At 65.1% G+C, this 25,815-nt stretch carries 23 protein-coding genes; 8 read left to right on the plus strand and 15 right to left on the minus strand.

The features are described 5' to 3' along the window. The first annotated feature begins 45 nt into the window (after positions 1 to 45). Genes ACODS2_RS07950 through ACODS2_RS07960 form a run of 3 tightly spaced genes read left to right on the plus strand, consistent with a single transcriptional unit; the run spans position 46 to position 3,226 of the window. Positions 46 to 903: a 3-keto-disaccharide hydrolase gene (locus ACODS2_RS07950; protein ID WP_488998332.1), complete on the plus strand. Its 858-nt coding sequence runs from the start codon at positions 46 to 48 to the stop codon at positions 901 to 903. Next, a complete protein-coding gene (locus ACODS2_RS07955; RefSeq protein ID WP_488998333.1) occupies positions 900 to 2,606 on the plus strand; it encodes a GMC family oxidoreductase in 1,707 nt (568 codons plus the stop codon). Before ACODS2_RS07950 ends, ACODS2_RS07955 begins: the two co-directional genes overlap by 4 nt. Further along, complete coding sequence (locus ACODS2_RS07960) at positions 2,603 to 3,226, plus strand: gluconate 2-dehydrogenase subunit 3 family protein (RefSeq protein ID WP_488998334.1); 624 nt, start codon at positions 2,603 to 2,605, stop codon at positions 3,224 to 3,226. The genes ACODS2_RS07955 and ACODS2_RS07960 overlap by 4 nt, the downstream gene beginning before the upstream one ends. Positions 3,227 to 3,349: 123 nt before the next feature. Here ACODS2_RS07960 and speD read toward each other — a convergent pair whose 3' ends face one another. The 12 genes from speD to ACODS2_RS08020 all read right to left on the minus strand — a co-directional run bounded on the left by speD (position 3,350) and on the right by ACODS2_RS08020 (position 14,134). Further along, complete coding sequence (gene speD / locus ACODS2_RS07965) at positions 3,350 to 3,727, minus strand: adenosylmethionine decarboxylase (RefSeq protein ID WP_488998335.1); 378 nt, start codon at positions 3,725 to 3,727, stop codon at positions 3,350 to 3,352. Continuing rightward, positions 3,728 to 5,344, minus strand: coding sequence for an NAD(P)-binding protein (locus ACODS2_RS07970; protein ID WP_488998336.1), 1,617 nt, complete (start codon positions 5,342 to 5,344; stop codon positions 3,728 to 3,730). Then, the gene (locus tag ACODS2_RS07975; protein WP_488998337.1) at positions 5,337 to 6,896 is read right to left on the minus strand and encodes a polyamine aminopropyltransferase; all 1,560 of its coding nucleotides are present in this window, start codon (positions 6,894 to 6,896) and stop codon (positions 5,337 to 5,339) included. Before ACODS2_RS07975 ends, ACODS2_RS07970 begins: the two co-directional genes overlap by 8 nt. Further along, a complete protein-coding gene (locus tag ACODS2_RS07980) occupies positions 6,889 to 7,098 on the minus strand; it encodes a DUF350 domain-containing protein (protein ID WP_298165697.1) in 210 nt (69 codons plus the stop codon). Before ACODS2_RS07980 ends, ACODS2_RS07975 begins: the two co-directional genes overlap by 8 nt. Before the next feature lie 62 nt (positions 7,099 to 7,160). Continuing rightward, the gene (locus ACODS2_RS07985; RefSeq protein WP_298165699.1) at positions 7,161 to 7,304 is read right to left on the minus strand and encodes a hypothetical protein; all 144 of its coding nucleotides are present in this window, start codon (positions 7,302 to 7,304) and stop codon (positions 7,161 to 7,163) included. Between the two features lies 1 nt (position 7,305). After that, positions 7,306 to 8,574: a DUF4178 domain-containing protein gene (locus ACODS2_RS07990; RefSeq protein WP_488998338.1), complete on the minus strand. Its 1,269-nt coding sequence runs from the start codon at positions 8,572 to 8,574 to the stop codon at positions 7,306 to 7,308. Continuing rightward, a complete protein-coding gene (locus ACODS2_RS07995) occupies positions 8,571 to 9,239 on the minus strand; it encodes a DUF4178 domain-containing protein (RefSeq protein WP_488998339.1) in 669 nt (222 codons plus the stop codon). The genes ACODS2_RS07990 and ACODS2_RS07995 overlap by 4 nt, the downstream gene beginning before the upstream one ends. A gap of 19 nt (positions 9,240 to 9,258) precedes the next feature. After that, the gene (locus ACODS2_RS08000) at positions 9,259 to 10,281 is read right to left on the minus strand and encodes an SPFH domain-containing protein (protein WP_488998340.1); all 1,023 of its coding nucleotides are present in this window, start codon (positions 10,279 to 10,281) and stop codon (positions 9,259 to 9,261) included. An 85-nt stretch (positions 10,282 to 10,366) separates the two neighbouring features. Then, on the minus strand, positions 10,367 to 11,713 hold the full coding sequence (locus tag ACODS2_RS08005; protein ID WP_488998341.1) for a M24 family metallopeptidase: 1,347 nt from the start codon (positions 11,711 to 11,713) through the stop codon (positions 10,367 to 10,369). Next, the gene (aptA, locus tag ACODS2_RS08010; protein WP_488998342.1) at positions 11,710 to 13,017 is read right to left on the minus strand and encodes an omega-aminotransferase AptA; all 1,308 of its coding nucleotides are present in this window, start codon (positions 13,015 to 13,017) and stop codon (positions 11,710 to 11,712) included. Before aptA ends, ACODS2_RS08005 begins: the two co-directional genes overlap by 4 nt. Positions 13,018 to 13,088: 71 nt before the next feature. Next, positions 13,089 to 13,592, minus strand: a complete 504-nt coding sequence (locus ACODS2_RS08015; RefSeq protein ID WP_488998343.1) for a DUF3237 domain-containing protein — start codon at positions 13,590 to 13,592, stop codon at positions 13,089 to 13,091. 14 nt (positions 13,593 to 13,606) lie between these two features. Then, positions 13,607 to 14,134: a carboxymuconolactone decarboxylase family protein gene (locus ACODS2_RS08020; protein WP_488998344.1), complete on the minus strand. Its 528-nt coding sequence runs from the start codon at positions 14,132 to 14,134 to the stop codon at positions 13,607 to 13,609. Positions 14,135 to 14,756: 622 nt separating this feature from the next. Between ACODS2_RS08020 and ACODS2_RS08025 the strand changes: the two genes are divergently transcribed. Continuing rightward, a complete protein-coding gene (locus ACODS2_RS08025) occupies positions 14,757 to 15,473 on the plus strand; it encodes an HNH endonuclease (protein WP_488998345.1) in 717 nt (238 codons plus the stop codon). Positions 15,474 to 15,823: 350 nt separating this feature from the next. On the opposite strand, the gene ACODS2_RS08030 is transcribed toward ACODS2_RS08025, so the two are convergent. Further along, complete coding sequence (locus ACODS2_RS08030) at positions 15,824 to 16,417, minus strand: hypothetical protein (RefSeq protein ID WP_488998346.1); 594 nt, start codon at positions 16,415 to 16,417, stop codon at positions 15,824 to 15,826. 517 nt (positions 16,418 to 16,934) lie between these two features. Between ACODS2_RS08030 and ACODS2_RS08035 the strand changes: the two genes are divergently transcribed. Beyond that, positions 16,935 to 18,848, plus strand: coding sequence for a cadherin domain-containing protein (locus ACODS2_RS08035; RefSeq protein ID WP_488998347.1), 1,914 nt, complete (start codon positions 16,935 to 16,937; stop codon positions 18,846 to 18,848). A 233-nt stretch (positions 18,849 to 19,081) separates the two neighbouring features. On the opposite strand, the gene ACODS2_RS08040 is transcribed toward ACODS2_RS08035, so the two are convergent. Together ACODS2_RS08040 and ACODS2_RS08045 are read right to left on the minus strand one after the other, a co-directional pair. Next, positions 19,082 to 19,843, minus strand: coding sequence for an SDR family NAD(P)-dependent oxidoreductase (locus tag ACODS2_RS08040; protein ID WP_488998348.1), 762 nt, complete (start codon positions 19,841 to 19,843; stop codon positions 19,082 to 19,084). Next, positions 19,840 to 21,453, minus strand: coding sequence for a carboxylesterase/lipase family protein (locus ACODS2_RS08045; RefSeq protein ID WP_488998349.1), 1,614 nt, complete (start codon positions 21,451 to 21,453; stop codon positions 19,840 to 19,842). Before ACODS2_RS08045 ends, ACODS2_RS08040 begins: the two co-directional genes overlap by 4 nt. A gap of 179 nt (positions 21,454 to 21,632) precedes the next feature. Here ACODS2_RS08045 and ACODS2_RS08050 point away from each other — a divergent pair, with 179 nt between their 5' ends. From ACODS2_RS08050 to ACODS2_RS08060, 3 genes are all read left to right on the plus strand, one after another. After that, on the plus strand, positions 21,633 to 22,901 hold the full coding sequence (locus tag ACODS2_RS08050) for a cytochrome P450 (RefSeq protein WP_488998350.1): 1,269 nt from the start codon (positions 21,633 to 21,635) through the stop codon (positions 22,899 to 22,901). 21 nt (positions 22,902 to 22,922) lie between these two features. Next, entirely contained in the window at positions 22,923 to 24,461 is a 1,539-nt protein-coding gene (locus tag ACODS2_RS08055; protein WP_488998351.1) for an aromatic ring-hydroxylating oxygenase subunit alpha, read from the plus strand. A 92-nt stretch (positions 24,462 to 24,553) separates the two neighbouring features. Then, on the plus strand, positions 24,554 to 25,786 hold the full coding sequence (locus ACODS2_RS08060) for an aromatic ring-hydroxylating oxygenase subunit alpha (RefSeq protein WP_488998352.1): 1,233 nt from the start codon (positions 24,554 to 24,556) through the stop codon (positions 25,784 to 25,786). Positions 25,787 to 25,815: the final 29 nt, after the last annotated feature.

Raw genomic sequence — 25,815 nt, forward strand, 5'->3', positions numbered from 1 at the left:
ACGCATCGCAGGCCGCGGGGTTTTCCCCTGCGGCCTGTCGCATTCGTGGCGGTGCTGGCCTGCACGCAATCGGCCATAGCCGCCGACAAGCCAATCCGGCCTGATATCCTCGCGGTCAGGGCGCAGCACCCGGGCCTCGCCGCCCAGATCGACAGCCCCGCCTATCGCGAGGCGATCCCCAATCTCCCACGCCGCCCGCATGCGCGCTGGACGATCCACGATTTCGCCCGGCCACAACCGCCAGTCGTAACGCCCCCCGCTGCGGCCTGCGCCGAGCCGCTGACCGCGCCCTCCGATGCCGTGGATCTGCTGGCAGGCGGCCTCAAGGATTGGACCGGCGAGCGCATCGCAGACTGGACGTTCGCGGGCGGCATCCTGCAATCGGGTGGCAAGGCGCTCAACATGATCGCCACGCGCGCCGCATTCGGGGATATCCAGCTGCACACCCGTTTCCGGACCCCCGATGGCCCGGACAAACCCTATGGCCAGCACCGCGGCAACAGCGGCATCTTGTTCATGGGGCTCTACGAACTGCAGATCCTCGATTCCTTCGACAACCCCACGTATCCAGACGGCATGGCCGCCGCGATCTATGGCCAGACCCCGCCCCGCGCCAATGCCGCGCGGCGACCGGGCCAATGGCAGTGCTACGATGCCGTATTCCGCGCGCCGCGATTTTCCGGCGGCAAGCTCAAGAGCCCGGCCCGCATCACCGTGTTCTGGAACGGGGTGCTGGTCCAGGACGCGCAGCCCATCTTTGGACCGACAGCAGCCGCCGCGATCCTGCCTTACAAGCCGCATGCCGCGCAGGCGCCGTTGCTCTTGCAGGATCACGGCGATCCCACTGGACGAGTGGCGTTCAGCAGCCTGTGGGTGCGCCGATTGAAGCCGGAGCCCAAGTGACCGCCAACGACAGATTGCTGATGAGCGAGCACGACGTGATCGTCGTGGGGTCCGGGGCCGCCGGCGGCATGGCGGCCTATGCGCTGACCCATGCCGGCGCCAAAGTGCTCATGCTCGAGGCCGGGCGCGATTACGATCCGCTGACCGAAACCCCGATGTTCAACCCTCCCAGCGATGCCCCGCTGCGCGGTGAGGCGACGCCAGACAAGGAGTTCGGCTTCCACGATGCAACCGTGGGCGGGGGCTGGGAGGTCCCGGGCGAGCCCTATGTCGTGGCCAGCGATGCCAAATTCAAATGGTGGCGCGCGCGCATGCTGGGGGGGCGGACCAACCATTGGGGCCGCCTTGCGTTCCGCTTCGGGCCGCATGATTTCAAGGGCTATTCCGCCGATGGTCTGGGCGTCGATTGGCCGGTCACTTATGAGGAGATGGCGCCGTGGTATGACCGGGTCGAGCGGCTGATCGGCGTGTTCGGAGCGGCCGAGGGCATCGAGAACTCTCCCGACAGCCCGCCCGGCATTCTCCAGCCGCCACCAAAGCCGCGCGCCTATGAAGCGTGGATGCAGATGGCGATGGGCAAGCTCAACGGCATTCCCGTCGTGCCCGCCCATGCCGCCGTGCTGACCAGGCCCTTGGGCGATAGACCGGCCTGCTTCTATGCCACCGACTGCTGGCGCGGCTGCGCGATCCGGGCCAATTTCCAATCGACCACGGTGCTGCTTCCGCCTGCCCGCTCGACGGGTCGTCTGACCGTCAGGACCGAGGCGATGGTGTTCAAGGTGCTCCGCGACAGTCAGGGCAAAGCGGCAGGCGTTCAGTTTGTCGATCGCAAGACCGGCGCCATCCATCAGGTCCGCGCCCGCGCGGTCGTGCTGGGCGCCAGCACGGGCGAGACGGCCCGCATCCTCTTGCAGTCTGCCGATGGCGGGCTGGCAAATGCTAGCGGACAGGTTGGCCGCAACCTGATGGACACCGTGGCCGCTGTGGTCGGAGCCGAAGTGCCGCAGCTGCACGATCTGCCGCCGTTCAACGATGACGGGGTGTCCATATCCCATGTCTACGCGCCGTGGTGGCTGCACCGCGAACAAGTTGCGGGGAAGTTGCCCTTCGCGCGGGGCTACCACATCGAATTCGGCGGCGGACGCGGCATGCCCTCCATCGGGAGCATGAGCGAGCTGGTTTCGCTTTCGCAAAAGCGGGGTGCCGACCTGCATGAAGACATGCGGCGCAAGTTCGGCTCCACCGTCTACATGGGCGGACGCGGCGCGATGTTGCCCAATGCGCAGAGCTTCTGCGAACTGGACAAGGACGTAAGGGATCGCTGGGGGCTACCTGTCCTCAAGTTTCACTTCCGCTGGGGCGCCGAGGAGATTGCGCAGGCGGCCCATCAGCGCGACACGTTCCACGATGTGTTCGAGGCGATGGGCGGGCGCGTCCTGACCGACCGATCGGTCCCGATCGAGGATGCCATGGGCAAGGGCGGCGAGACGAACCATGAAGTCGGCACGGCACGGATGGGGTCCTCGCCAGCCGTTTCGGTGCTCGATCCGTGGTGCCAGACCTGGGAGGTGCCCAATCTCTACGTTGTCGACGGCGCGGCCTTCGCGACCAGCCCGGACAAAAACCCGACCCTCACGATCCTTGCGCTGGCCATGCGGGCGATGGACCATCTGGCAAACCGCCTGAAGCGCGGTGACGCATGAGCAGGTCGCCCGACTTGACAGAAACGGACCGGCGCGGCGCGATGCGCCTTGCGGCGATCACCGCGGTTGGCGGTGCAACCGGGCTGGGTTCGATCGGCTCGGCGCACGCGGCCGAGATTCGCGGCTACGGCAAGGATCCGGACTTGCTGAAGCCGGCCCGCTATTGGCCGCCAACATTGACCACGCAGGAGCGCGAGAGCCTTGCCTTGCTGGCTGACCTCCTGCTGCCAGCACAAGCCAACCTCGCTGCGCCCTCCGCCCTTGGATTTGCCGATTTCATCGATGAATGGATGAGCGCGCCCTATCCCGCACAGCAGAATGATGCCCGCCGGTTTCGCGCGCTGCTCGCGGCGCTCGGCAGCGAAGTGGGCCAAAGCGGCTGGCTCGATGCCGATCCCGTGGTCAGGGCCCAGGCATTGCTGCGGATCGAGCAGCGCGAGCCAGCCAACGAAGCACTGAACGATCTGCGCAAGCTGGTGGTTGGAGCCGTCTACACGACACCCGAGGGCATGGCCGCCATCGGCTATCGCGGCAACGAGGCGTTGGAAAGCTTCGCGGGGCCTCCCGACGAGGTACTCGCCCGGTTCGCCGCAGAACTCGCCAAGCTGACCAACGCATAGCTCCGGTATGCTGGCACCCGGTTTACCGGGCGGGCCACCTGGGGCGGAGCACTGGGCGCGCTGCGCGATCTTTAGAGGTTCTGAGTCCCCCCAAAAGGCATCGAACCAACATCTTGACTGCGGCTAGCGGGCATTTTTGCGGGCCTGGTCCGCCCCGAGCCGCGCGATCCGGTGGAGCCGGGTCACTTCCGCGCCGAATGCGGCAACGATCGCTGCGAGCCCGGCTTCGGCATCGACATCCTGTCCGCACACGAACAGATCCACCGCGGCCACGGCGGTTTCAGGCCAAGTGTGGATGGAGATATGCGATTCGGCGAGCAGCGCCACGCCCGTTACGCCCATGCCCTCGCCAAAGCCGTAGACGTTGACGCTCAGCAGCCGCGCGCCCGCCGCTTCTGCCGCACGCCGCAGCGCCCCCTCAACCCGCGCGACATCGTCGAGTCCGCTCCCGCCTTGGAGATCGGCGATGAGGTGGATGCTGGTGCCGGGAAGGTGCGCCATTCAGACAAGGCTTTCGAAACGGTGGCCAAGGTGGGCAAGCGCCGCCTCCGCCGCCACGACGCCGCGATAATGCGCTTCCTCGAACAGCGACAGGCCCGACAGATCGGAATGCGCGAAGAGCACCGGGGGCCTTGCCGCAATGGCCGCCAGCCGCGCCGGATCGCTGAGGAAACCGGGCGCCGGGCTCACCATCGCATGGCCCCAGCGCCACACGTCGATCCGCTCGATCGCACCGGCGAGATCGGGGTTCATCGTCAGGAGATCATCCGCCACGATGCGTTGCCACTCCGCCAGCGGCCGCGTCGCCAGCAGCTTGCGCGCGGCCACGGGTTCCTCGCGCGAGAGGGCCATGTACCAGGTGAGCACGGTCGGCCCCTCCCCCGCGCTCGCGCTTTGGTGCGTGGCCACGACATAGCCGAGGCTGTCGCTTCCGGTGGAGACGTTGTCCCACGCCAGCGCCGAGCCACGCCCGCGCGGCTGGCGATTGACCGTCACGTTGGCGACGACCCACGGCGCATAGCGCAGCGCCCCCTTGATCGTCTCCGCCGGCGCGACGCGCGCTGCCACGAAATGCGGCATGGCCATGATCACGGTGCGCGCACGCCACTGCCTGCTCGCTCCCGCGCCGTGATCGAAGGCCGATACCAGCGCGCCCGCATCCCCCTCGCGCGCCACGCCGAACACGGTGTGGCCAGAGCGGACATGCGGCGCGACCGCCTTGCCCATCAGCGTGACGAGGCGGCCATTGCCTTCGGGCCAGGTCAGCTCGCGATCGCCGTCGTCGTGCGCCGCCCAGCCGCGCCGGCCGGCGAAGTAATGCACCCCGGCCCAGGCCGAGATATGCTCCGGCTCGGTGCCGTAATCATCCCGGCAGCAATAGCGCAGGTAGGCCCGCAGCACCGGCGAGGTAAAACCGCGCCCATCAAGCCAGCGCGCGAAGGACTGGCCATCGAGCGCGGTAAAGCGGGGATCGGCGCTCGATCCGGCGCGCGGGATGGCAAAGGCAGGCTTGCCATCAGCACCAACCGCGCCGCGATACTCAGCCATCTCGCGAAAGAAGCGGTCGCGCTGCACGATGTCCGCCGCGCCCAGACCACTCGAGGGATAGAGCCCTTCCTGCCAGCTGCCACGCCACAGCAGGCGTTCCTCAAGATCGGCGCAGAGCTGGTAGGGATCGTAGACCGGGACGCCGTCCTCCTCGCCCGTGATCATGCCGAAGCCCTGCAACATGTGGCGCAGCGCCCGCGCTTCGCGGTTTGGCACGGGCAGATAGTGCGCGCCGAGCGGATAGGCGCTCACCGCATTGCGGCCTGAGCGTGCGTTGCCGCCCACCGTGTCCTCAAGCTCAAGCAGCACGAAATCCTCGAAGCCTGCGTCCTTCAGCCGCCAGGCCGCTGCGAGCCCCGCCGCGCCGCCGCCAGCAATCACGATTGCCGCTTCCTCGGCCCTGCCCTGCGGTGCCGGAAACCCGCCGTCGCGCACGCGGTGGCCACGCTGCCAATCTGCTCCGCCGAGCGTGCCGGGAAAGCTCTGCGCCGCGCAGCCCGGCAGCGCCAGCGCCCCTGCACTGGCGGCGGCAGCGCCTTTCAGCACCTCGCGCCGGGTCGGCTCAGCCATCGTAGCGGCCCCACTCCTCGGCAAAGCTGCGCACCAGCGCCTGGTTGTCGAGCCGGTTCACCGGCGTCGGCCGCCGCGCCATGTCGGGCGGGAAATCGAACATCGCCCGCTCGCTCGCCTGGCTGAGGAAGCGTAGCCCCGCCGGCAGCCGCACCGCATCGCCCGGCGGCTGATGCGCGGCCATGGTAAAGCCCCATTCGCCAAAGCTCGGCACATAGGCATGATACCCGCGCGCCTTCAGCCCCGCCGCCTCCAGCGTGCTCGCCACCGTCCAGTACGAGCGCGGCGCAACCAGCGGCGAAGTGCTCTGCACCGTAAGCACGCCAGCCGGCCCCAGCAGCCGCGCCACCTCGCGGTAGAAGCTTTCGGTATAGAGCTTGCCGAGCGAGAACTCGGTCGGATCGGGAAAGTCGATCAGAATCGCATCATAGCGCCCCCGCGCCTGCCGCACCCAGCGGAAGGCATCGCCGTTCACCACCGTCATCCGCCGCGAACCAAGCGAGCCGCCATTGAGCCGGGCGAGCGAGGGCTCGTCGCGGAACAGGTGGGTCATCTCGGGATCGAGATCGACCAGCGTGACATGCGCGACGCGGGGGTCTTTCAGCACCTCGCGCGCGGCCAGCCCATCACCCCCACCCAGGATCAGCACCTCGCGCGGGTTCGCCACCCGGCCCAGCACTGGCCAGACCAGCGCCTCGTGATAGCGATACTCGTCGCGGGTCGAGAACTGGAGGTTGCCGTTGAGATAGAGCCGCAGATCCTCGCCGCGCCGGGTGATCACGATGCGCTGATAGGGCGTGGAGCGCGCATAGATCACCGGCTCGCCATAGAAGGCGACCTCGGACCAGCGCTGGATATGGTCCGCCCCGGCCAGCCCCGCGACCAGCGAGAGCATCACCGCCAGCGCCGCCGCCAGATCGGCGCCGATCTTCTGCCGCCCGCGCAGCACCAGCAGCAGCGCGATGGCCACCGCCACATTGGCGAGGCCAAAGGCGAACCCGGTGCGGATCATGCCCAGCCGCGGCACCAGCACGAGCGGAAACAGCAGTGAAGCGATCAGCGCGCCGATATAGTCATAGGTCAGCACATTGGAGACGAGATCACGAAAGGCGAAGCGATAGCGCAGGATGCGGATGAGCAGCGGAATCTCGAGCCCGACCAGCACGCCGATGGCCACCACCAGCCCATAGAGCGCGATGCGGAAATCCTCGACCAGCGGGAACAGCAGAAACAGCCCGGCTGCCGACCAGCCGCCCAGCGCCGCGATCAGGATCTCCACCCGCACGAACACGCCGATCTCGTTCGAACGGACGTGGCGCGAAAGGTAGCTGCCCACCCCCATCGCGAAGAGATAAGTGCCGATGACAGTCGAGAACTGGGTGACGCTGTCACCAAGGAGATAGCTGGCAAGAGTTCCGGCCAGCAGTTCATAGACCAGCCCGCAGGTGGCGACGACCAGCACCGAGACCAGCAGGATCACCGCCAGCGATGCGGGCGTGCCGTCCTCGCCGCCGCTGACCGGGACGCCCTGCACGCCTTCGGGTTCAACCATGCACGGCAGCGGCGATGATATTGGAAATGCCGATGGCAACCGCGCCCGCCAGCAGCGCCACCGCCACGTTCTTGCGCTCGATGATCTCGCGCCACAGCTCGCCCGGAGTCAGCCGGTCGACCAGCACGAAGCTGAGGATGAAGATGACAATGCCAAGGCCCGCATAGAGCACGGTGGCAAGGAAGACATCGAGGGTGATCATGGGCGGAACTCCTGCGGAAGCGGTGGGATCGTTCGGTCAGCAAAGGCAATCATTGGCGGGCCTCACTTGTGGGTTGGCCCGCGATAGGACGTGGATGAGGAACGCTCCTCGTCGGAGAATGGCGTCCAGGCAAACCAGGTCGAGACGGCGGAGGTCATCACCAGCAGCATGCACCAGGCGGCAAACAGGATAAGGCGCTTGGTCATGTCAGCCCTCGTGCCTCCACCAGACGATGATGACCGGCACACTGAACAGCAGCGCAGCCATCAGCCAGAACATGCCCCACGAGAAGCCGCCGGTGCAGGAGCGAAACCACAGCGCCACCGTATCGGTATTGCCCCAGGGGTTCGCGGGGTCGATCGATCCCGGCTGGGGGTCGCTGGGCCAGCCATGGGCCCCTACGTCAACGAAGACGTCATATGTACCCTGCGGCACGCTGGAAAACAGTGTCTCGGTGTGGTGGCTGCCTTCGCTCCACGGGCCGTCGCTGTCCGTGCCAGTGTAGAACTCGACGATCCCGTAGGCATCGATCGATTGCTGCGTCTTGCGGTTGACGAGGCTGTAGTCGAGATCGACCCAGCGGTTGTGGAAACTGTCACTGTCCACCGCGATCGTGACGAACTGCCAAGGGCGCCGCACCTCGATCGTGCCGATGGGCTGCGTGCTGGTCGGTGCCCCGACCTCCACAGTGGCCCTGCCGTCGGCGCAGACCTGAGGGCCGCTCAGAAAGGTTTGCACCGCCATGATCATCAGCAGCGCAGCGAGCGCCATGAGCAGCATGGCCGGCAAGTCGCCCTCGTCCATGGTCGGGGCCTTGATGAAGCCTTGCTTCAGGCCCTGCCCGCGCAGGCGCGGCGGTCGCGACCGGTTCTTCTGCTTGACCACGAACGCGTCGCTGATCCACTCCGCGCTGACCGCGATGAGCTGGGTCCAGGTCACTTCATCGGCGCTCGTCTCGCGCGAGAGCACTTCCCGGCCGCGCATGAACGTGGCGCCCTGTACCTTGTCCCCCCGCCCGGCGCGCCAGTAGAATTCGCCGAGCACCGTCGTCGTCTCGATCTGGACATCTTCATCCAGCGCAAAGGACTGGCCGCGCCATGTCACCGAAAGACCGTCATCCTCCGGCCGGTCGAGCAGCATCGTGCCGAACTGCCACTCGCCCTCCGCCTCCACCAGCCAGCGATAGCCGGCATAGGGATTGAACAGCAGGAACTCCTGCCAGACGGCGCTGCCACTGCGCCGCCGCATCGCCCCGAGAACTTCCCACTCGACATCGAACAATGTCCCGCGCGTGCCGAGCGCAATCGCCAAGTCCTTCGCCACGCGGCGATAGGCCTTGATCAGCCGCACATCCTCGTGCGCGACATCGAGCACCGAGCCGCAATAGCGGCACGCCAGTGTGACGGTATAGCCCGCCGCGCGGATCTCGATCGATCCGCCGCAAGAGGGACAAGTGACCGCGCGCGGCTGCGTCACGCGAGAGCCCCCGGCTTGGTCCAGCCTTCGATCTGCCGCAGGTTTCCGGGCTTGAGACCGGCGAGATCGCTCCACTCGCCGAGCCAAGCGGTGGTGCCATCGGCATCGCGCTGGACGGACAGGGCATCCCCGGCGGCGTTGCGTAAATCGACGTTGGTCATCGTCCAGCCGGGCAGCGTCGGGAACGGCAAATCACCTTCACTACCGAGGCATGCGGCCTCCTTGATGTCGGTCGCCGTCAGCCATTTGCCCCCGGCCTTTACGGTGCAGTCCCTCGCCATCGGGTTGCCATCGGCAAAATTGCGGACAGCTGGCACGGCAAGCACCGCCGGATACGCGCTGGTGAGCATGAACATGCCCATCGCCTCGCCCAGCCAGAACGCCTGCCCGTCCGCCGCGCGCAAAAACCATTCGTTCCACGATCCATCGGACCAGCCCCAGCGCACCCGCCCGACCACGGTGCCTGCAATCCCGCCGCGGTCCACGGTGGTGCCGATCTGGATGGGCGATACGTCGGCCGGCAGCGCCGCAACCGTTCCCACCGCTTCCACGCTGCCCGCCGCGCGCCGCACCAGGGTCTGGCAATAGGCGCAGGTCGAATAGGGCAAGCCCGGATCGCGCACAGGCAGCGCCGCCCCGCACGAAGGACACGTCAAGCTCTCCATAGCCCCGATCCGCGCGCGATCAGCGAATGCGGCCGAGCAATTCGGCTTTCTTGGCGTCGAACTCTTCCTGACTGAGCGCGCCGATCGTCACCAGCTTGTGCAGCTTCTCGATCATCGCCACCGGATCCTCGGCGGGCGTGGCAGCCGGGGCCGCTCCCAATCCCTGCGTCCCCAATCCCTTCGCACCCAATCCCTGCGCCCCCAAACCCTGCGCCATCGCGCCACCCAGGGCAGTCGCTGCGGCCATGCCCGCGCCAATGCCCGCCATGCCGCCATCGTTGCCCGCCGCCTGTTCGATCGCCTCGGCCGCCTGAAAGCGGGTGTAGGTGCCAAGATCGCCCAGCACGCGCATCGAGCTAGCCTTGTCGAGGTGCGCCTGCACTTCGTCCGGCAGCGAAATGCTTTCGACGTAGAATGACAGGCAGGTGAGGCCCCACTGCGCAAAGGCCTTGTCGACCTCAGCCTTGATGCGGTCAGACAGTGCCTGCTGGTTCGCCGCCAGATCGAGAAACGCGATCCCGCTGCTGCCAAGCGCTGCCGCCAGCGAGGTCTGGATCGCGGCGCGCAGCTGCGGCTCGAGCGAGGCGGCCGTCACCCCCGGCATGGTGCCCAGCACGCGCGAAGCGAACGGTGCCACTTCGTTCAAGCGATACGAGCACGAACCGAACGCCCTCAGCCGCAGCGCCCCGAATTCGGCATCGCGCACGGTGACCGGCTGCGCGGTGCCCCACTTCAGCCCCGGCTGCTCCTTGAGCGAGAAGAACACGACATCGGACTTGAAGGGTGACCGGAAACCTTTGTCCCAGTTCATCAGGTTGGTCAGCAGCGGCAGGTTCGCGGTCTCGATCGTGTGCAGCCCCGGCCCGAAATAATCCGCCAACGTGCCTTCGTTGAAGAACGCCGCGATCTGCCCCTCGCGTACCGTCAGCTGCGCGCCGTGCTGGATCTCGTGATCGGCGAAGGGCACCCGCCACGCGATGTCACCCGGCTGCTCCAGCCATTCGATGACATCGACGAACTGCTTCCTCAGAAAATCGAACATGGCTGCCAGCCTCCCCGCGAAGGAATGCACACTACTACAATCAGCGCCGGCAACAACGCCTTGGGGCCGATGTGGCCGGAAAGCTTCAGGGGCCCGAGGGGATCAGGGTCAGGCTGGTCTGGCGTCCATCGATGAAGCGCACGGTTTTGCCATCGAAGAAAGCATTCTCCTCCGCCCGGAAATCGACGCGCTGGCCGCCCCATTCGGGCACGGCGGCATAGGACGTCAGTTCGATCGACCACGCCGTGTTCGCATGGATCGCCGCATCGCCGCGCGGATCGGCGTTCTGGTTGTCCCAGAAGCCGATCGATGGCCCCGCGCCGTGCCCATGCAGGCCGATGGGATGCGAGTAGATCGAGGGATCGAGGCCCGCCGCAATGGCCTCCGCACGCGCACGGGCAAGTGCCTCGTTGCCGCTGCGACCGACTACGAACTGGCGGGTGAGGAAATCCTGCACGCGGTTGGTGTTCGCCAGCCCCTGCCTGAGGCCCGCCGGTGCCTCCGTCTCGCCCGGCTTCAGCACATAGGCGAGATGCTGGGTATCGGTGTTGAGCCTGAGGTACGTGATCCCGAAATCGGTCCACAGCAGATCACCGGGCCGGATCACTTCGGCGCCTTCGAGCATGCCCTTCGCGCCCTGCCGCTGGATGGCGATCGAGGGGTGAAACCACGCATCGAGGCCAAGCTGCAGCAACCGGTCGCGGTACCACCACTGCACCTCCTCGGCCGTGGTGACGCCGGGCGTGATGACCTTGCGCGAAAACGCCTCGCCGATAACGGCATGGGCGATGCGCTCGATCGTCGGGTAAAGCGTCATCTCCGTGGGCGTGCGTGTCTCCAGCCAGCGGATGGCGAGCCCTTCGCCGCTGACCACGCGCTGGCGCAAGGCCGCCGGCAGCGCGGCGGTAAACTTGTCGTACTGGCTCACCGTCATGCCGTCGGCAAATTGGTGTAGGTCGGAAATGTTGACCGCGATCTTCGCCGGATTGCGGGCAGCGATGATCTCCGCCACCGCCTGCCACTGGTCGGGCTGCTTCGCCGGATCCCATGCCGGCTGGAACAACCCGCCGAGGCCATAACGGCTGACCGTGAGCCGCTCGACCGGCTTGCCGCCGCCCGGATCGTGGCAGATCAGGATCGTCCGCCGCCGCGCATGCATGTTCTCGGCATCGAGCATCGAGGCGACCACTGGCTCCTCGAAATACTCGCGCGCCACCAGCAGCCACAGGTCGATGCCTTCCGCGCGCATGATCGCTGGGATCACCGTATCGAGCCGCTCGGCGAGAATGCGGTTCTCGGCCTCCGCCCGCTCGCGCGCCGAGAGAATGGGCGGCACGGCAGGCGCCTGCTGCTCGGTCTCGCTCATGCCGATGGGCGCGGCTGCTGCCGGTGCCGCACATAGCGCCGCCGCAGCGGCAAGCAGATACCTCATCCCGCCCGTTCCAACGCAGCGCGGATCGTTTCGGCAATGCGGCCCATATGGTCGGGCTCGATGATCAGCGGCGGAGAGAGCGCGATGATATCGCCCGTCACGCGGATCAGCAGGCCGGAACGGAAGCAATCGGTGAACACGTCATAGGCCCGCGCGCCCGGTGCGCCATCGCGCGAAGCGAGCTCGATCGCGCCGACGAGGCCGATGGTGCGCACGTCGATCACATGCGGCGCATCGCGCAAGGCATGCAGCGTATCGGCCCAGAGCGGCGCAAGGTCGGCCCCGCGCGTCAGCAGCCCCTCGCGGGCATAGATATCGAGCGTGGCGAGGCCCGCCGCGCAGGCGACGGGGTGGCCGGAATAGGTGTAGCCGTGGAACAGTTCGATGAGGTTTTCCGGCCCCTGCACGATGCCATCATGCACCGCGCGGCTGGCGAAGACCGCGCCCATCGGGAGCGTGCCGTTGGTGATGCCCTTGGCGGTGGTGATAAGATCGGGGGTGACGCCGAAGTAATCCGCGCCGAACGGTGTGCCGAGGCGGCCGAAGCCGGTGATCACTTCGTCGAAGATCAGCAGTATGCCATGCCGCGTCGCGATTTCGCGCAGGCGTTCGAGGTAGCCCTTGGGCGGCGGCAGCACGCCGGTCGAGCCCGCAACCGGCTCGACAATCACCGCAGCGATGGTCTCCGCACCGTGGAGTTGCACCAGCCGTTCGAGATCGTCGGCCAGCTCCGCGCCGTGATCCGGCATGTCGCGGGTGAAGCGGTTGCGCGCCGGATCGTGGGTGTGGCGCATGTGATCGGTGCCGGGCAGGCTGGTGAACACGCGCCGGTTGTTGAGGATGCCGCCGACCGAAACGCCGCCGAAGCCGACGCCGTGATAGCCCCGCTCGCGCCCGATGAAGCGGGTGCGCGTGCCTTGTCCGATCGCGCGCTGATAGGCGAGTGCGATCTTGAGTGCGGTATCGACCGATTCCGAACCGGAGCCGGTGAAGAACACGCGGTCGAGCCCGGCGGGCGCGATTTCGGCGAGGCGGGTCGCGAAATCGAAGCCGATGGGGTGGCCCATCTGGAAGGCGGGCGCGAAATCCATCGTGCGGATCTGGTGCGAGACCGCGTCGGCAATTTCCTCGCGCCCGTGGCCGGCGTTGACGCACCACAGGCCCGCCGTGCCATCAAGGATCTCGCGGTCGTCGGCCGAGCGATAGAACATGCCGCGCGCTTCAGCGAGGAGGCGGGGCTGCGATTTGAACTGGCGGTTGGCGGTGAAGGGCATCCACCAGGCGGCAAGATCGGGCGTATTCATCGGGCGAGGCTTTCCGGACGCGGTAAAACAGACCTGTGCAGCGTGGCACGTTCGGCGCGCTGGGGAAAGCCTCAGACCAGCTTGAAGATCGAGAGGTGGACGGAAGGAACCTTGCCATCGCCCGGCGTGACGGTGCCGGCGAAGATGAACTGGTTCAGCCAGCCGTACTGGCCCATCGGCGCCTCGAAGCGCGGTGTCGTCATCGCATAACGCCTGCCGTCTGCCGCTGGCAGGGTCTGAATCAGGCCGCGGTTGGTGACCTTGATGAGCACCTTGTCGTCGGTTTCCATGTAGTAATCTGCGACGAGTTCGAGGTAGCTGTCAGCGCGAAGGAGCTGCCAGTCCGCACCACCGGGAAGGATGCGGCCGCGCAAGTCCGGCCCTTCGAAACTGCCGCCGATGATCGGCACTCGAAACCGCTCACCATAAGGCGTGGTGCCGTGGGGGACGCGTTCTTCCAGCAGGGCGACGGCGGTGTAGGCAAGGACCGAGCGCGGGCCGGCGGGCGGCTCGGCAGCGGAGGCCGGAGCGCCCGCCGCCAGCGCTGCTCCGCCTGCCGCCAGGGTGCCAAGCAAACCTCTCCGATCCATCAGGCCACTTCGCGCAGCGCCGGCAAAGCGCAGACCGCATCGAGACCGAGGACGTGGGCCACGCGCCCCAGCCCCATCCACACCGCGACGCAGAAGGCGAGATCGACGATCTCCTCATCCGTGAGCGCGGCCTTGTAGCGCGCCCAGAAGTCCTCATCCGCCGCGAGGCCCTGCGGATCGAGGCCAACTTTCTCGGCATATTCGATGGCGAGCTTCTCGCGCTCGGACAGGACGGACGAGGTGCGCCATTTGTGGACGGCGGCATAGAACGCCTCGTCCGGCGCTGGGCCATTGTTGTGCTCGATATCGGGCCGATCGCGCAGCACGCGGAAGTTCTGGCAGAGCTGGCATCCGTTGATCAGCGCCGTGCGCATCCGCGCGCCTTCGAACAGGCGGGTGGGCAGCTTCGACATGCGGTAGGTGACATCGGAAAAGCCGAAAGCGGCGTTCACGATCTCGGGCGCATAATGCTCGGACAAGTGGCCGAGCGGGTTCTGGTGGTGAGCCTCTGGCAGAGCAACACGCATGGCATTCTCCCTATCTTATCCCGCCCATGAAACGCGCGGGGGCGCGGCTTGCCCACTCCTCAATCTGACAGGCGGCGCGGGGTGAAGTTGACACAGTTGACAGTGTCCTGGGGAATAATTGCAATCGATCAGTGCGGCGGATTTGATCGACTAGGGCGATCAATGACTGGCGGGACAGGGCGGTGCATTGCAGCAAAACGGACGATTCCGGCTTGGGGAGTGGACGCGCCGCATCTTGCCGCATGGAGGTGGCTGTAGGACAGCGATTTATAAATAACAGACGCGTCTGTTATTTATGCGGAAGATTGGGAGATGGCGTAAGCGCGACGAGGTTAAGCGTACGGCGCACTAGCGCATTTCTCCAACCTAAACCGCGACCAGCCCGTTGTCCTAAGGCATACTTCTGATATCCACGGCGACCTTACCGGGGAGCGTGATAGGCATGGCGAGAGGTCTCTTCGTCCACCGGACTGACTCGATATACGATGACAGCCCGGCTGAACGATATCAGTTCCCTCGTCAGTATCTCAGTCGCGTCAGCGCCTGCGTAGGTGACTGGGTCATCTATTATGAGCCGAGCAAAGTCCGTGAGTCGCGAGGATACTTTGCCACGGCCAAGGTAATGCAAGTAGTGCCCGATCCGACTGCCAAGGACATGTATATCGCCCTGATTGAGCCCGGCACCTACCTCGACTTTCCTAATCGTGTTCCTTTCAATGGCCCTCTAGGGCTTGTCGAACGGGGCGTTCTGAACGCTCAAGGCAAAATCTCAGGCCGGGCACAGTCCGCAGTCCGGCCCTTGTCGATCGAGGACTTCAATCGCATCATTGAGCTTGGACTAGCGGAAGATGACAACTTTCTTCCACGGATCGACGAAACTTCCGAAAATGCGCTGCGCGAAGAGCGCATCCCATTTCAGTTCGAGATTGAACGGGCCCGAGCGGCAAATCTAGGTTCGCGGCTTATCCGAGACCGATTGTTCCGCCGCCGGGTGGTCGACGCCTACGATGCTCGCTGCGCAATAACTGGTCTGAAACTGATAAATGGTGGAGGCCGGGCGGAGGTGGAAGCAGCCCACATAAGGCCGGTAGACCGAGGTGGACCCGATATTGTCACAAACGGAATAGCCCTGTCAGGAACAGTGCATTGGATGTTTGATCGGGGACTAATCGGCCTCGATGATGATTTGGCAATTCTTGTCAGCCGGCAAGCCAATGACCCCGACAGTATCCGCTCCATGATCAATAAGACAGGTTACGCCATCCCACCGAAGCGTCCGCTTGAACGGCCGCATCCGGCGTTCCTGGCATGGCATCGCGAGCACTGCTTCAAGGGGTGACAGTACCTGCGAAAGTATCGCTCTGGATTGCTGCCTCCGGCAGAAGGCCTGGCTCGGGATGCTAGCCCCTCTCCCGACCCATCTCCCTGAAGGAGAGAGGGCTTTTGGGAGCTGGGCCGGCAGCCCCTGCACCGCCCTCTTTCGTTGGGGGAGGTTTTTTGCCCCTCCGTCATCAACTTTATCAATGCCCCCCATTTGTGTCCCCCAAAAATAGGAACGAGGGTTTAGAGCACTTCACTCAATCCCAGAATTCCAAACGGCCGGACAAGGCGGTCACATCAAGGGCGACCCGGCATGTTTTCCATCATATCGCCGTGACGCAGACAAGGTCTGAATCAGCTAGATCGATATCAAGACTGGACTGACATGCCGCCGTCGAACACGCCGTTGTTTTCGGTCAGGCTGCCCTTCTCATCCCATCTGTTGAGAACCTTGAGCAGCGCATTGCGCTTCTTGTTCGACATGCCCGATTCCAGCGTGGGCCGCTGGCGCAAGTGCATTTCTACCAAGGTCAGATTCGACTTGAGCAGGCCGTGGTTCGAACCTGCACCGCCGCCGCCCTGGTTCGTCTCGGGAATCTTGTCGTTTGGCGCGCCGACCCAGTACCAGGTCTTGGTGGTCGGGTTTCTGTGCAGAGTATAGTGCCAGTAGTGCGAGCAGGCCTTGCCAAATTCCGCCTTGAAGTGAAAGTTCTTGGATCGGGTCGAATTGCGATCATCTTGCGGGCTCATCATGGTCAGATGCCAGTTTGGCGGCGTGCCACCGCCCGATGCATGCTCGTGATCCCTCCAGACGTCCTGGACAAGAATGGCCACGATCTGGAACGGATTAGCCGAGTCAATGCTCGTTGCGCCGCACGCTTTCATCCACTTCTTGAACAATTCGCCGGTGATCTGAACGAGAGCGGCACCTTGCGGTGCAGCAGGATTGTCGAGCATCGCCAAATCCCCTCTTCAAGACAATGCAGTCAGCCGTTCATCAGAACAGACTCGCACTTTTCTGTTCGAGAGTACTGGACGCCGAGATCCGGTCGCAAGCAAAATAATCGTGGGGCACGGCGGAAAAGGCACCATAGTCGTTTGTATTTACTGGCCTCTACCCTGCCAGAGTGCGGGTCGACGCGACACGAAGATTGGCTGCGTTAACCGCTCTGAATAACGGCGACAGTTGGGATGACGGTGACAGTCGCAACAATCGCTAAACTCCGGGGCATTTAGCAAGGTTGTTTGTTCTCAGCGTGTGCGTTGGCAGGATGGACCGCGCGTATGGCAGGAGAAGGGTTTGCGAGTTTGGGGGTTGCCGCAACTATAACCACAATGGCGCAATATTGGCACCGTAATTGCATCCGCTTAACTGTCGCCATAATGGCTTAATCTGCAATAGTATCATCTTGATGCAGCCCTTATCAGCCCCTCCCGAGTAACGATCCGCTCCTGGATCGCGGTTGTTGGAAATAGGCACATGGTGGGTGTTCAGAAGCTGGGCGGTGAGACTTTGGTCAACACGCAGACGCGGGGTGGCCAGTTTGTCGCGGCGCTCAACAACCAGTCCAAGTTTCTCGCGGCGCCGACCGCCGGCAGCGCGCCCGTGATCACGTCCGACGGCGGCGGCGGCGTGGCGGCGGTCAGCATTGTCGAAAACCGGAAGGAAGTGACGAAGGTCGTCGCGACAGATCTCGATCCGGGCAGCGTGATCAGCTACAGCATTGCAGGCGGCGCGGATGCGGCGCTGTTCACCATCGATGCCGCGACTGGCGTGCTAAGCTTCAAGGCTACGCCCGATTTCGAAAGGCCCACCGATGTGGGCTCAAACGGGATCTATGATGTGATCGTCCGCGCGAGCGACGGATCGCTGACCGATGATCAGGCGATCGCGGTAACGATCACCAACGTCAATGAGGCGCCGGTGATAACATCGAACGGCGGCGGGCCCACGGCGACTGTGAAAGCGGACGAGAACCAGACGGCGGTGACGACGGTGGCGGCGACCGATGTCGATAAGGGCACCGCGTTCACCTACAGCATCTTCGCTGGCGCGGATGCTGCAGCGTTCACAATCGACGCCCGGACCGGCGTGCTGAGCTTCAAGGCCGCGCCCGATTATGAAAAGCCCACCGATGCAGGCGCGAACAATGTCTATGACGTGATCGTGCGCGTGAGCGACGGCACGCTGACCGACGATCAGGCGATCGCGGTGGCAGTCACCAACGTCGTCGAGGTCCCGACCAAGAGCTACCTTGGCACCGCTCTGGGGGACACCTTCACGGTCACCGATGGCAATGGCTGGAGGTTGTCGGGGCTGGACGGCAACGACACGCTGACCGGCGGCGCGCTGGAAGACGTGCTGATGGGCGGCAGGGGCGATGACAAGCTGGACGGCGGCGCGGGTGACGATATCTTCCGCGTCGCCCTAGGCGAAGGGATCGACAGCTTTGTCGGTGGCGCGGGCTATGACAGGATCATCGCCAACAGCAATGGCACGCAGATCGGCATCAGCTTCATGTCCGGCATCGAGGAGATCAGCGGCAATGACCTTTCGGGTGTCGCGCTGATTGGCACCGCGTCTGCGGATGTGATGAACTATACGGGGATCGCGCTGACCGGCATCGCGGCGATCAATGGCGGCGCGGGCAACGACACAATCACCGGATCGGCGGGCAATGACATCATTGTTGGCGGCACCGGCGATGACGCACTGGCCGGCGGTGCTGGCGCGGACACCTTCCAGGTCTCCACCGCTGGTGGCACGACGAGCAATGGCGACGGAGCCGACCGCTATGATGGCGGGGCCGGCATCGACAGGATCGTCGCCACTGCCGCCAACACGCAGATCGGCATCGCCACCATGACCGGGATCGAGCAGATCAGCGCGGGCGGGTATGTGGGCGTCGGGATTGTCGGCACGGGGTTTGCTGACACGCTCAATTTCTCGGCTGTAACGCTGACCGGGATTGTCAGGATTGATGGCGGTGCGGGCACTGACACGATCACCGGATCGGCGGGCGCGGACACGATCATCGGCGGCGCGGGTGCGGACAAGCTATGGGGCGGGGCCGGCGCGGACCAGTTTGTCTATAAGAGCACGGCCGATTCGACGACGGCGGCGGCCGCGGCCGACGTGATCGGCGATTTCCAGACTGGCGCTGACCGCATCGACGTGTTCGCGATCGATGCGAATACCGCCGTGACGGGCGATCAGGCGTTCACCTTCGTCGGCACCAGCGCGTTTTCCAAGGTGGCGGGCCAGTTGCGCATCGATAGCAGCGTCGCAGGTGTCACCGGCATCATGGGCGATGTCAACGGCGACGGCGTGGCCGATTTCCTCATCAAGCTCACCGGCAACATTAACATTGCCCAGACTGATCTGATCCTGTGACGCGTCGGGATTGCGCATTGCGGTAACAGTTGCAACAAACCCAACGCCCTCATCCAGAGAGGAGGGGGCTTTTCTGCGCTGGTGGTGTTTCTTGCGTCAGGTGTGCGGCAACCTGCCCCTCCACCATTCGCAAAGGCCCCCCTTCCCGGTTCGGGGAGGAATTACCCCTCCGAACCGCTGCTCGGGCAACCTCCCCATTTGTGCCTCGCAAAAATGGGGAGGATCAAGGGCGATCAGGCGCGGGTTTTCAGGCGCAGGCTGTCCCAGCTGATATCGCCGGTCCAGCCGCCGTCTACGGGGAGGCTGACGCCGTTGATGAAGGAGGCGGCGTCGGAGGCGAGGAAGGTGATCGCTTCGGCGATGTCTTCGGGCTGGGCGAAGCGGGCCATCGGCACGCGGTTCACGATATCGGTATCGTCATAGGCGCCCGAGCCCATGTCCTTCACGTCCATCTCGGTCTTGATCCAGCCGGGGCAGACGGCGTTGACGCGCACGCCGCGGCCGCCCCATTCGCCCGCGAGGGTGCGGGTGAGGCCGACGAGGCCGTGCTTGGAGGTGTTGTAGGCCGAGCGGTGGATCACGCCGCCAAGGCCGGCGACCGAGGCGACGTTGACGATGGAGCCCTTGCCCGCGCCGAGCATCTGGCGGCCGAAGGCGCGGCAGAGGAGGAAGGGCCCTTGCAGGTTGACGGCCATCATGCGCTGCCACTGATCCAGCGTGGTATCTTCGGCGGGCTGGATCAGGCTGATCCCGGCGTTGTTGACGAGAACCTGCGCGCCGCCGAAGTCGCTGGCGATCCGGGCGGCCATGTCTTCGACGAAGGCTTCGCTGGATACGTCGCCGCTGATGCCGATGGCCCCCGCGCCGATGGCGGCGGCCTGCGCGGAAACATCCTGCATATCGGTCAGGACGACGCGGTAGCCGGCGGCGGCGAGGCGGCGGGCGGTGACAAGGCCGAGGCCCTGCGCGGCGCCGGTGACGATTGCGGTGTTCATTGGGGTTCCTTTGCAGGTGTGCCGAAGAAGGCGGGATACTCGGCGCGCCAGAAATCGCACTGGTATTCGGACCAGAGATCAAGCGGGCGGACGGCGCCGGGTTCGAAGCGTGTGACCCTGGCTGCGGACCATTCCCTGCCGAGCGGCTTGCCGCGGATGAAGGCGGCCCATGTGGCCAGGATGCGGTCTGCCAGCGCTTGCGAGGCGGGGGCGAGATCGGGGGCGTCTATGGCCGAGGTGTTGGAGAAATTGGGGAAGAGCGCGTTGAGTTCGGCCGAATGGACCGCGCCGAGGTTGAAGCCGGGTTCGGGGCTGATGGGGATCGAGACGCCGCGCACGGGTGCGGTGCGGTCCGCGTATTCCCACTGATATACCGGTGTGTATGCCGCGAGCAGGCGGCCGCTTTCGATTTCGAGGCAGTGGGTAATGCCAAGGCCAGGCATGAAATCCGTCATCAGCGAGCCGAGCGTTTCGGCCGGGTGTTCGCCGGGTTTGAGGGGGTAGCGGGCGAGGACCTTGTCGGCCTTGTTGCCATAGATGGCGCGGACGGCGGCAGAGTAGGTTTCGGGCGTGACCTTTGCGCCGGCCTGCACATCATAGCCGACGTAGAGGCGCATCTCGTCACGCGTGAAGCCATTGAGCACGGGGACGCGGAGGAAATCACCGGCAGTGAGGGCATCGAGCGTGGGGCGCGGGACCGTCGGGTTGCCGGTGAAGGGGGCGAAGGCGAGGAGTTCGCCGCTGGCGGCGCGGGCTCCGGCGGCGATCAGAGCTTGGGGCGCGATGGCCTTGAGGCAGGTGAGAGCGTTCGCAGGATCGGGGCAGCCCGCTTCTTTCGCGACTTTGGCGGCGAACATTTCGGCCTGCGGGAGGGTGCGCAAGGGGGTGCCGCAAGCGCCGCTCTGGATGATGGCGCGGCGGAACAGGCCTTTGTTGGCCTCGGGCGCCATGAGCTGCATGCAAACCGAGGCGGCGCCGGCAGATTCGCCCGCGAGGGTGATGTTTTCCGGATCACCGCCAAAGGCCGCGATGTTGGCCTTGACCCAGCGCATGGCGAGGCGCTGGTCTTCGAGGCCGAGGACGTGGCCCGCGCCGGTGGTGCCTGCGGGCGGGGCCATGAAGCCGAACACGCCGAGGCGGTAGTTCACGCTGACGATGACGGCGTCCACGCCCTTGGCAAGCCGGTCCAGCCGATAGAGCGAGGCCGCGCCGCCGACGAAGGCGCCGCCGTGGAGCCAGACGAGGACAGGGCGCTTGGTGGCGGTTTTGGCGGTGGGGCGGCTGATGTTGAGCGTGAGGCAGTTCTCCTCGTCGCTGCGTTCGGTGAGGCCGTAGCGCGCGGCCTGCGGGCAGGCACCGCCGAAGTGCATGGCGGGCAGGACGCCAGTCCACGCGGCGGCGGGCTGCGGCATGCTCCAGCGCGCGTCGCCAGCGACGGGGGCGGCATAGGGGATGCCGCGAAATTCGAGCGCGCCATTGCGGACAAAGCCTTCAACCTTGCCCGAGGCGGTGGTGACGACCTCACCCTGCGGTGCAGATTGGGCGGCGAGGGGAGCGCCGAAAAGGAGTGCGGCGGCGGCGAGGAAGGCGCGCCAGATGGTCCGGTTCATGTGCTGCTGTTCCCCCTTGGCGCGGCCTGGCCTGTTCGTACGCGAGGGGGCCGGAGTTGCAAGCCTTGGCGGTTTCGCCAGCAGACGTGCTCTCATTTTTGAGGGCCGCAAAATTGAGGCAGGTCAAAGCCCGCGCGGGGTGTGCTGCTTCATCATCCATATCGGATGAAGATGGGCTGATGGGAGACCCCGCAATGGAAGCGCTGGAACGGATCGACGCGACGAGCCCGGAGACTCTCCAGAACCCCTACCCCTACTACGACCGGCTGCGGCGCGAGGCGCCGGTGTTTCGCGATCCCAAGACGGGGATCGTCTCGGTATCGACCTACGAGCTGGTGCTGGAGGTCAACAAGAAGCCCAAGGTCTTCTCGAGCGACTTTTCGACGCTGCTGAGTTCGGGCGGTTCAGGCGCGTTCGATGCAGAGGAGACGGCGATCCTCAATCAGGGGATGCCGCGCCGGAACACGATGCTGACCGCCGATCCGCCGCAGCACACGCGCTACAAGCGGATCGCGATGCATGCGCTGCCGCTGAGCCGGGTCAATGCGATGGCGCCCTATGTGGCGGAAGTGACCAATGGCCTGATCGACCGGTTCATCATGGACGGAGCGGTCGAGTTCAAATCGCAGTTTGCCGAGATGCTGCCGGGTATCGTGATCGCCGACGTGCTGGGCGTGCCGCGCGATGATATTCCGATGTTCCAAAACTGGGTGCGCGCGGCGATCCTGCGGCTGAACGGCAACGCGAAGCCTGAGCAGCGCGCGGACCTCGCTCGCAGCGAGATCGCGATGCAGGGCTATTTCCGCAATATCATGGCGGAGAGGCGGGCGGAGCCGGGGACGGATGTGATTTCCGACCTCCTCGCCGCTCGGCTGCCGGAGGATGACGGCTCGGAACGGCCCCTGGACGATGCCGAAATCTATTCGATCGTGCAGCAGATCTTCACCGCCGGGCAGGAAGCGACCGCCCATGCGCTGGCCTATGCGCTGGCGCAGCTCCTCGCCAATCCGGAGCAGATGCGCGCGATCATAGCGGACGAGAAACTTGTGCCGAACTGGGTGGAGGAGACGGCGCGGCACCTCTCACCGTCCCACAACATGTGGCGGGTGGTGAAGGAAGACACGGTGCTGGGCGGGGTGGCGCTGAAGGCAGGCGAGCCGATGCTGCTGCGCTATGGCTCGGCCAACCGCGATCCGGCAGTGTTCGAGAGCCCCGACAGGTTCGACGTTGCGCGGGCCAATGCGAGCAAGCATGTCGGCTTCGGCGCGGGGGTGCATACCTGCCTTGGCATGCATCTGGCGCGGGTGGAGATGGTGACGGCGCTGCCGATCATCCTGCGGCGGCTGAAGAACCTGCGCTTCGCCAATCCGGACAATCCGTTCCAGTTCGCCGCCAGCAATATCCTGCGCGGGATGCAATCGCTGCCGCTGCGCTTTGATCCCGCCTGAGCAGACACAGGGAGAAGACCCATGGTCGAGACACTTACCGGCACCAACCGGTCCAAAGGCATTACTTATGACGCACTGCTGGACATGGATACGCACCGCGTGCCGCCGCGTCTGCGCGAGGAGTGCCCGCTGCCGCCGGGGCCGACGATTGTCGATCCGAGCATCTACCATTCGCGCGATTTCTTCGATCTGGAGGTCGAGCGGCTGTGGAAGCGGGTGTGGCAGATGGCCTGCCATGAGGACGACATCCCGAACGTGGGGGACAGCCATGTCTATGACATTGCGCACCTTTCCTACATCGTCGTGCGCACTGCGCCGGACGAGATCAAGGCCTTTCCCAACGCCTGCCTTCACCGCGGGCGCGCGCTGCTGACCGAGGACAGCAAGGGTCTCCACGGGTTCCGCTGCCCGTTCCACGGCTGGAACTGGGGCATCGACGGGGCGCTGAAGGAAGTGCCGTGCCAGTGGGATTTCCCCTCTGTCAGCGCGAAGACGCACAGCCTGCCGCCGGTGCGCACGGGGCGCTGGGGCGGCTGGGTGTTCATCAATCCGGATGACAACGCCGAACCCTTCGAGGACTTCCTCGGCGATATCGACCGGCACTTCCAGCCGATCCCGTTCGAGCGGCGCTACAAGGCGGTGCACGTGGCGAAGAAGCTGCGTTGCAACTGGAAGGTGGCGCAGGAGGCCTTCATGGAGGCCTATCACGTGGTGGCGACGCACCCGACGCTGTTGGATGTGATGGGGGACGCGAATTCGAAGTATGACGTGTTCGGCAACATGTCGCGCGCGATTTCGCCAAATGGGCTGCTCAGCCCGCATGTGAACCCGGCGTTTGTGGCCGAGCCGCTGGAAGGCGCGAAGACTTATGCCAAAGTGCGCCACGCGCTTTCGGGCAATGTCTATGAGCGGCTGGGCGAGGACCGCGTGAAAGTGACCGCGCGCGATGGGCAGACGGGGATCTTCGATCACCAGGCGCACCATATCGAGGGCGCGCTCGATCATGCCGATGTGCAGCTGTGCGACTGGGTTGGCGGGCGGCTACCCGAAGGATGGGAGCTGGAGGAAGACCGCACCTCCACCGGCCCGGTGCAGGACCGCCGCAAGGCCATGGCGAACGAGGCGCGCGAGCGCTGGCGCAAGGTGCTGGGCGACGAGGTTGACGGCATGTCCGACGCCGAATTCGTCGACACGATCTACTACAACCTCTTCCCCAACATCAGCCCGTGGGGGTGCCTCAACCCGATCTTCTACCGGTTCCGCCCGCTGGGCGACAATCCGGAGGAGTGCATCCACGAGACGATGTTCATGATGCCGGTGCGGAAAGGTGAGCAGCGCCCTGCCCCGGCCAAGGTCCACTGGCTCGATTTCGACGACGACTATTGCGACGCCGAGGAGCTGGGCATGCTGGCCAAGGTGTTCAACCAGGACGTGGTGAACCTGCCGCACGTGCAGAAGGGCATGAAATCGATCAAATCGAAGGAGATCGTGTTTGCCAACTATGGCGAGACGAAGATCCGGCATTTCCATATGCTGCTCAACGCGCAATTGTCGCGTTAGGCCGCACCAAGCAAAAATGACAATTGCAGGCAGGGCTGCCGGGGATCACTGTTGGCCGGAAAAGCCCTGCACCGGGAACCGAGGATACAACCATGTCACGTGAACAGCTGATCGAAATGACCCGTTCGCTTATCGCCCATGGCGATGCCGGGACGATGGAACTCGCGGACGAAGTCGTGCGCATTCCCGCCTCGACATATACCGACGAGGCGCTGTTCGAGCGCGAGAAGAAGCAGATCTTCCGCCGCCTGCCGCTGATGGTTGCGCCTTCGTGCGAAATCCCGCAGCCGGGCGATTACAAGGCGATGGACATTGCGGGGGTGCCGCTGCTGCTCACCCGCCAGCGCGATGGCTCGGTCGGCGCGTTCCTCAACATGTGTACGCACCGCGGCAACCCGGTCGCCTCCGGCAGCGGCAACGCCAACCGCTTCACTTGCGGCTATCACGGCTGGACCTTCAAGAACGACGGCGACCTGATCGGCGTGGCGAGCCCGCAGGATTTCGGCGCGGTGGACAAGGCGGCGCTCTGCCTGACGCGCTTCCCGGTCTATGAAAGCGCCGGGCTGATCTGGGCGACGCTGGACCCCAATTCCAAGCTTTCGATCGCGGATTACCTGTGCGGCTATGACAGCCTGCTGGAGGCCTTCGGGTTCAAGGACTGGTACCTTTTCAGCCAGCGCACGCTTTCGGGGCCGAACTGGAAGACGGCCTATGACGGCTACCTCGATTTCTACCACCTGCCGGTGCTCCACGCGAACACGTTCGGTTCGGATTTCTACAACCGCGCCAACTACTTCGAGTTCGGGCCGCACCAGCGCCTGTCCACGCCTTCGAAGTTCGCGATCAAGGTTTCCTCGGGCGATGACCGCCAGATCGACCTCAGCCAGCTGAACGACGACGAGATTTCCGACGACGTGCTGGTGCAGGGCGTGTGGACGATCTTCCCGCACATCTCGATCGCCAGCTTCTACGGCGGCGGCCTGCGCGGGGCGATGATCAGCCAGCTTTTCCCCGGCGACAAGGTGGGCGAAAGCTATACCACCCAGTTCTACGTGATGGAGAAGAAGCCGAGCGACGAAGTGGCGATCAAGGCCGCGCACGAGCAGTTCGACTTCCTCGAGATCGTGGTGCGCGACGAGGACTACAAGACCGGCAAGCGCCAGCACGTGGCGCTGCAGAGCGGACTGATGAAGGATGTGCTGTTTGGCCGCAACGAGCGCGGGGGCCAAGTCTTCCACACCTGGGCGGCCAAGCTGCTCGAAGCCACCGACGACGAACTGGTCGAGATGTTCGCCCGCGAGGCACAGCGCGAAGCCGCAGAGTGAACCTGATGGCTGCGGCGTGATTGCGCCGC

It is taken from the genome of Novosphingobium sp. FG137 (assembly GCF_057809735.1).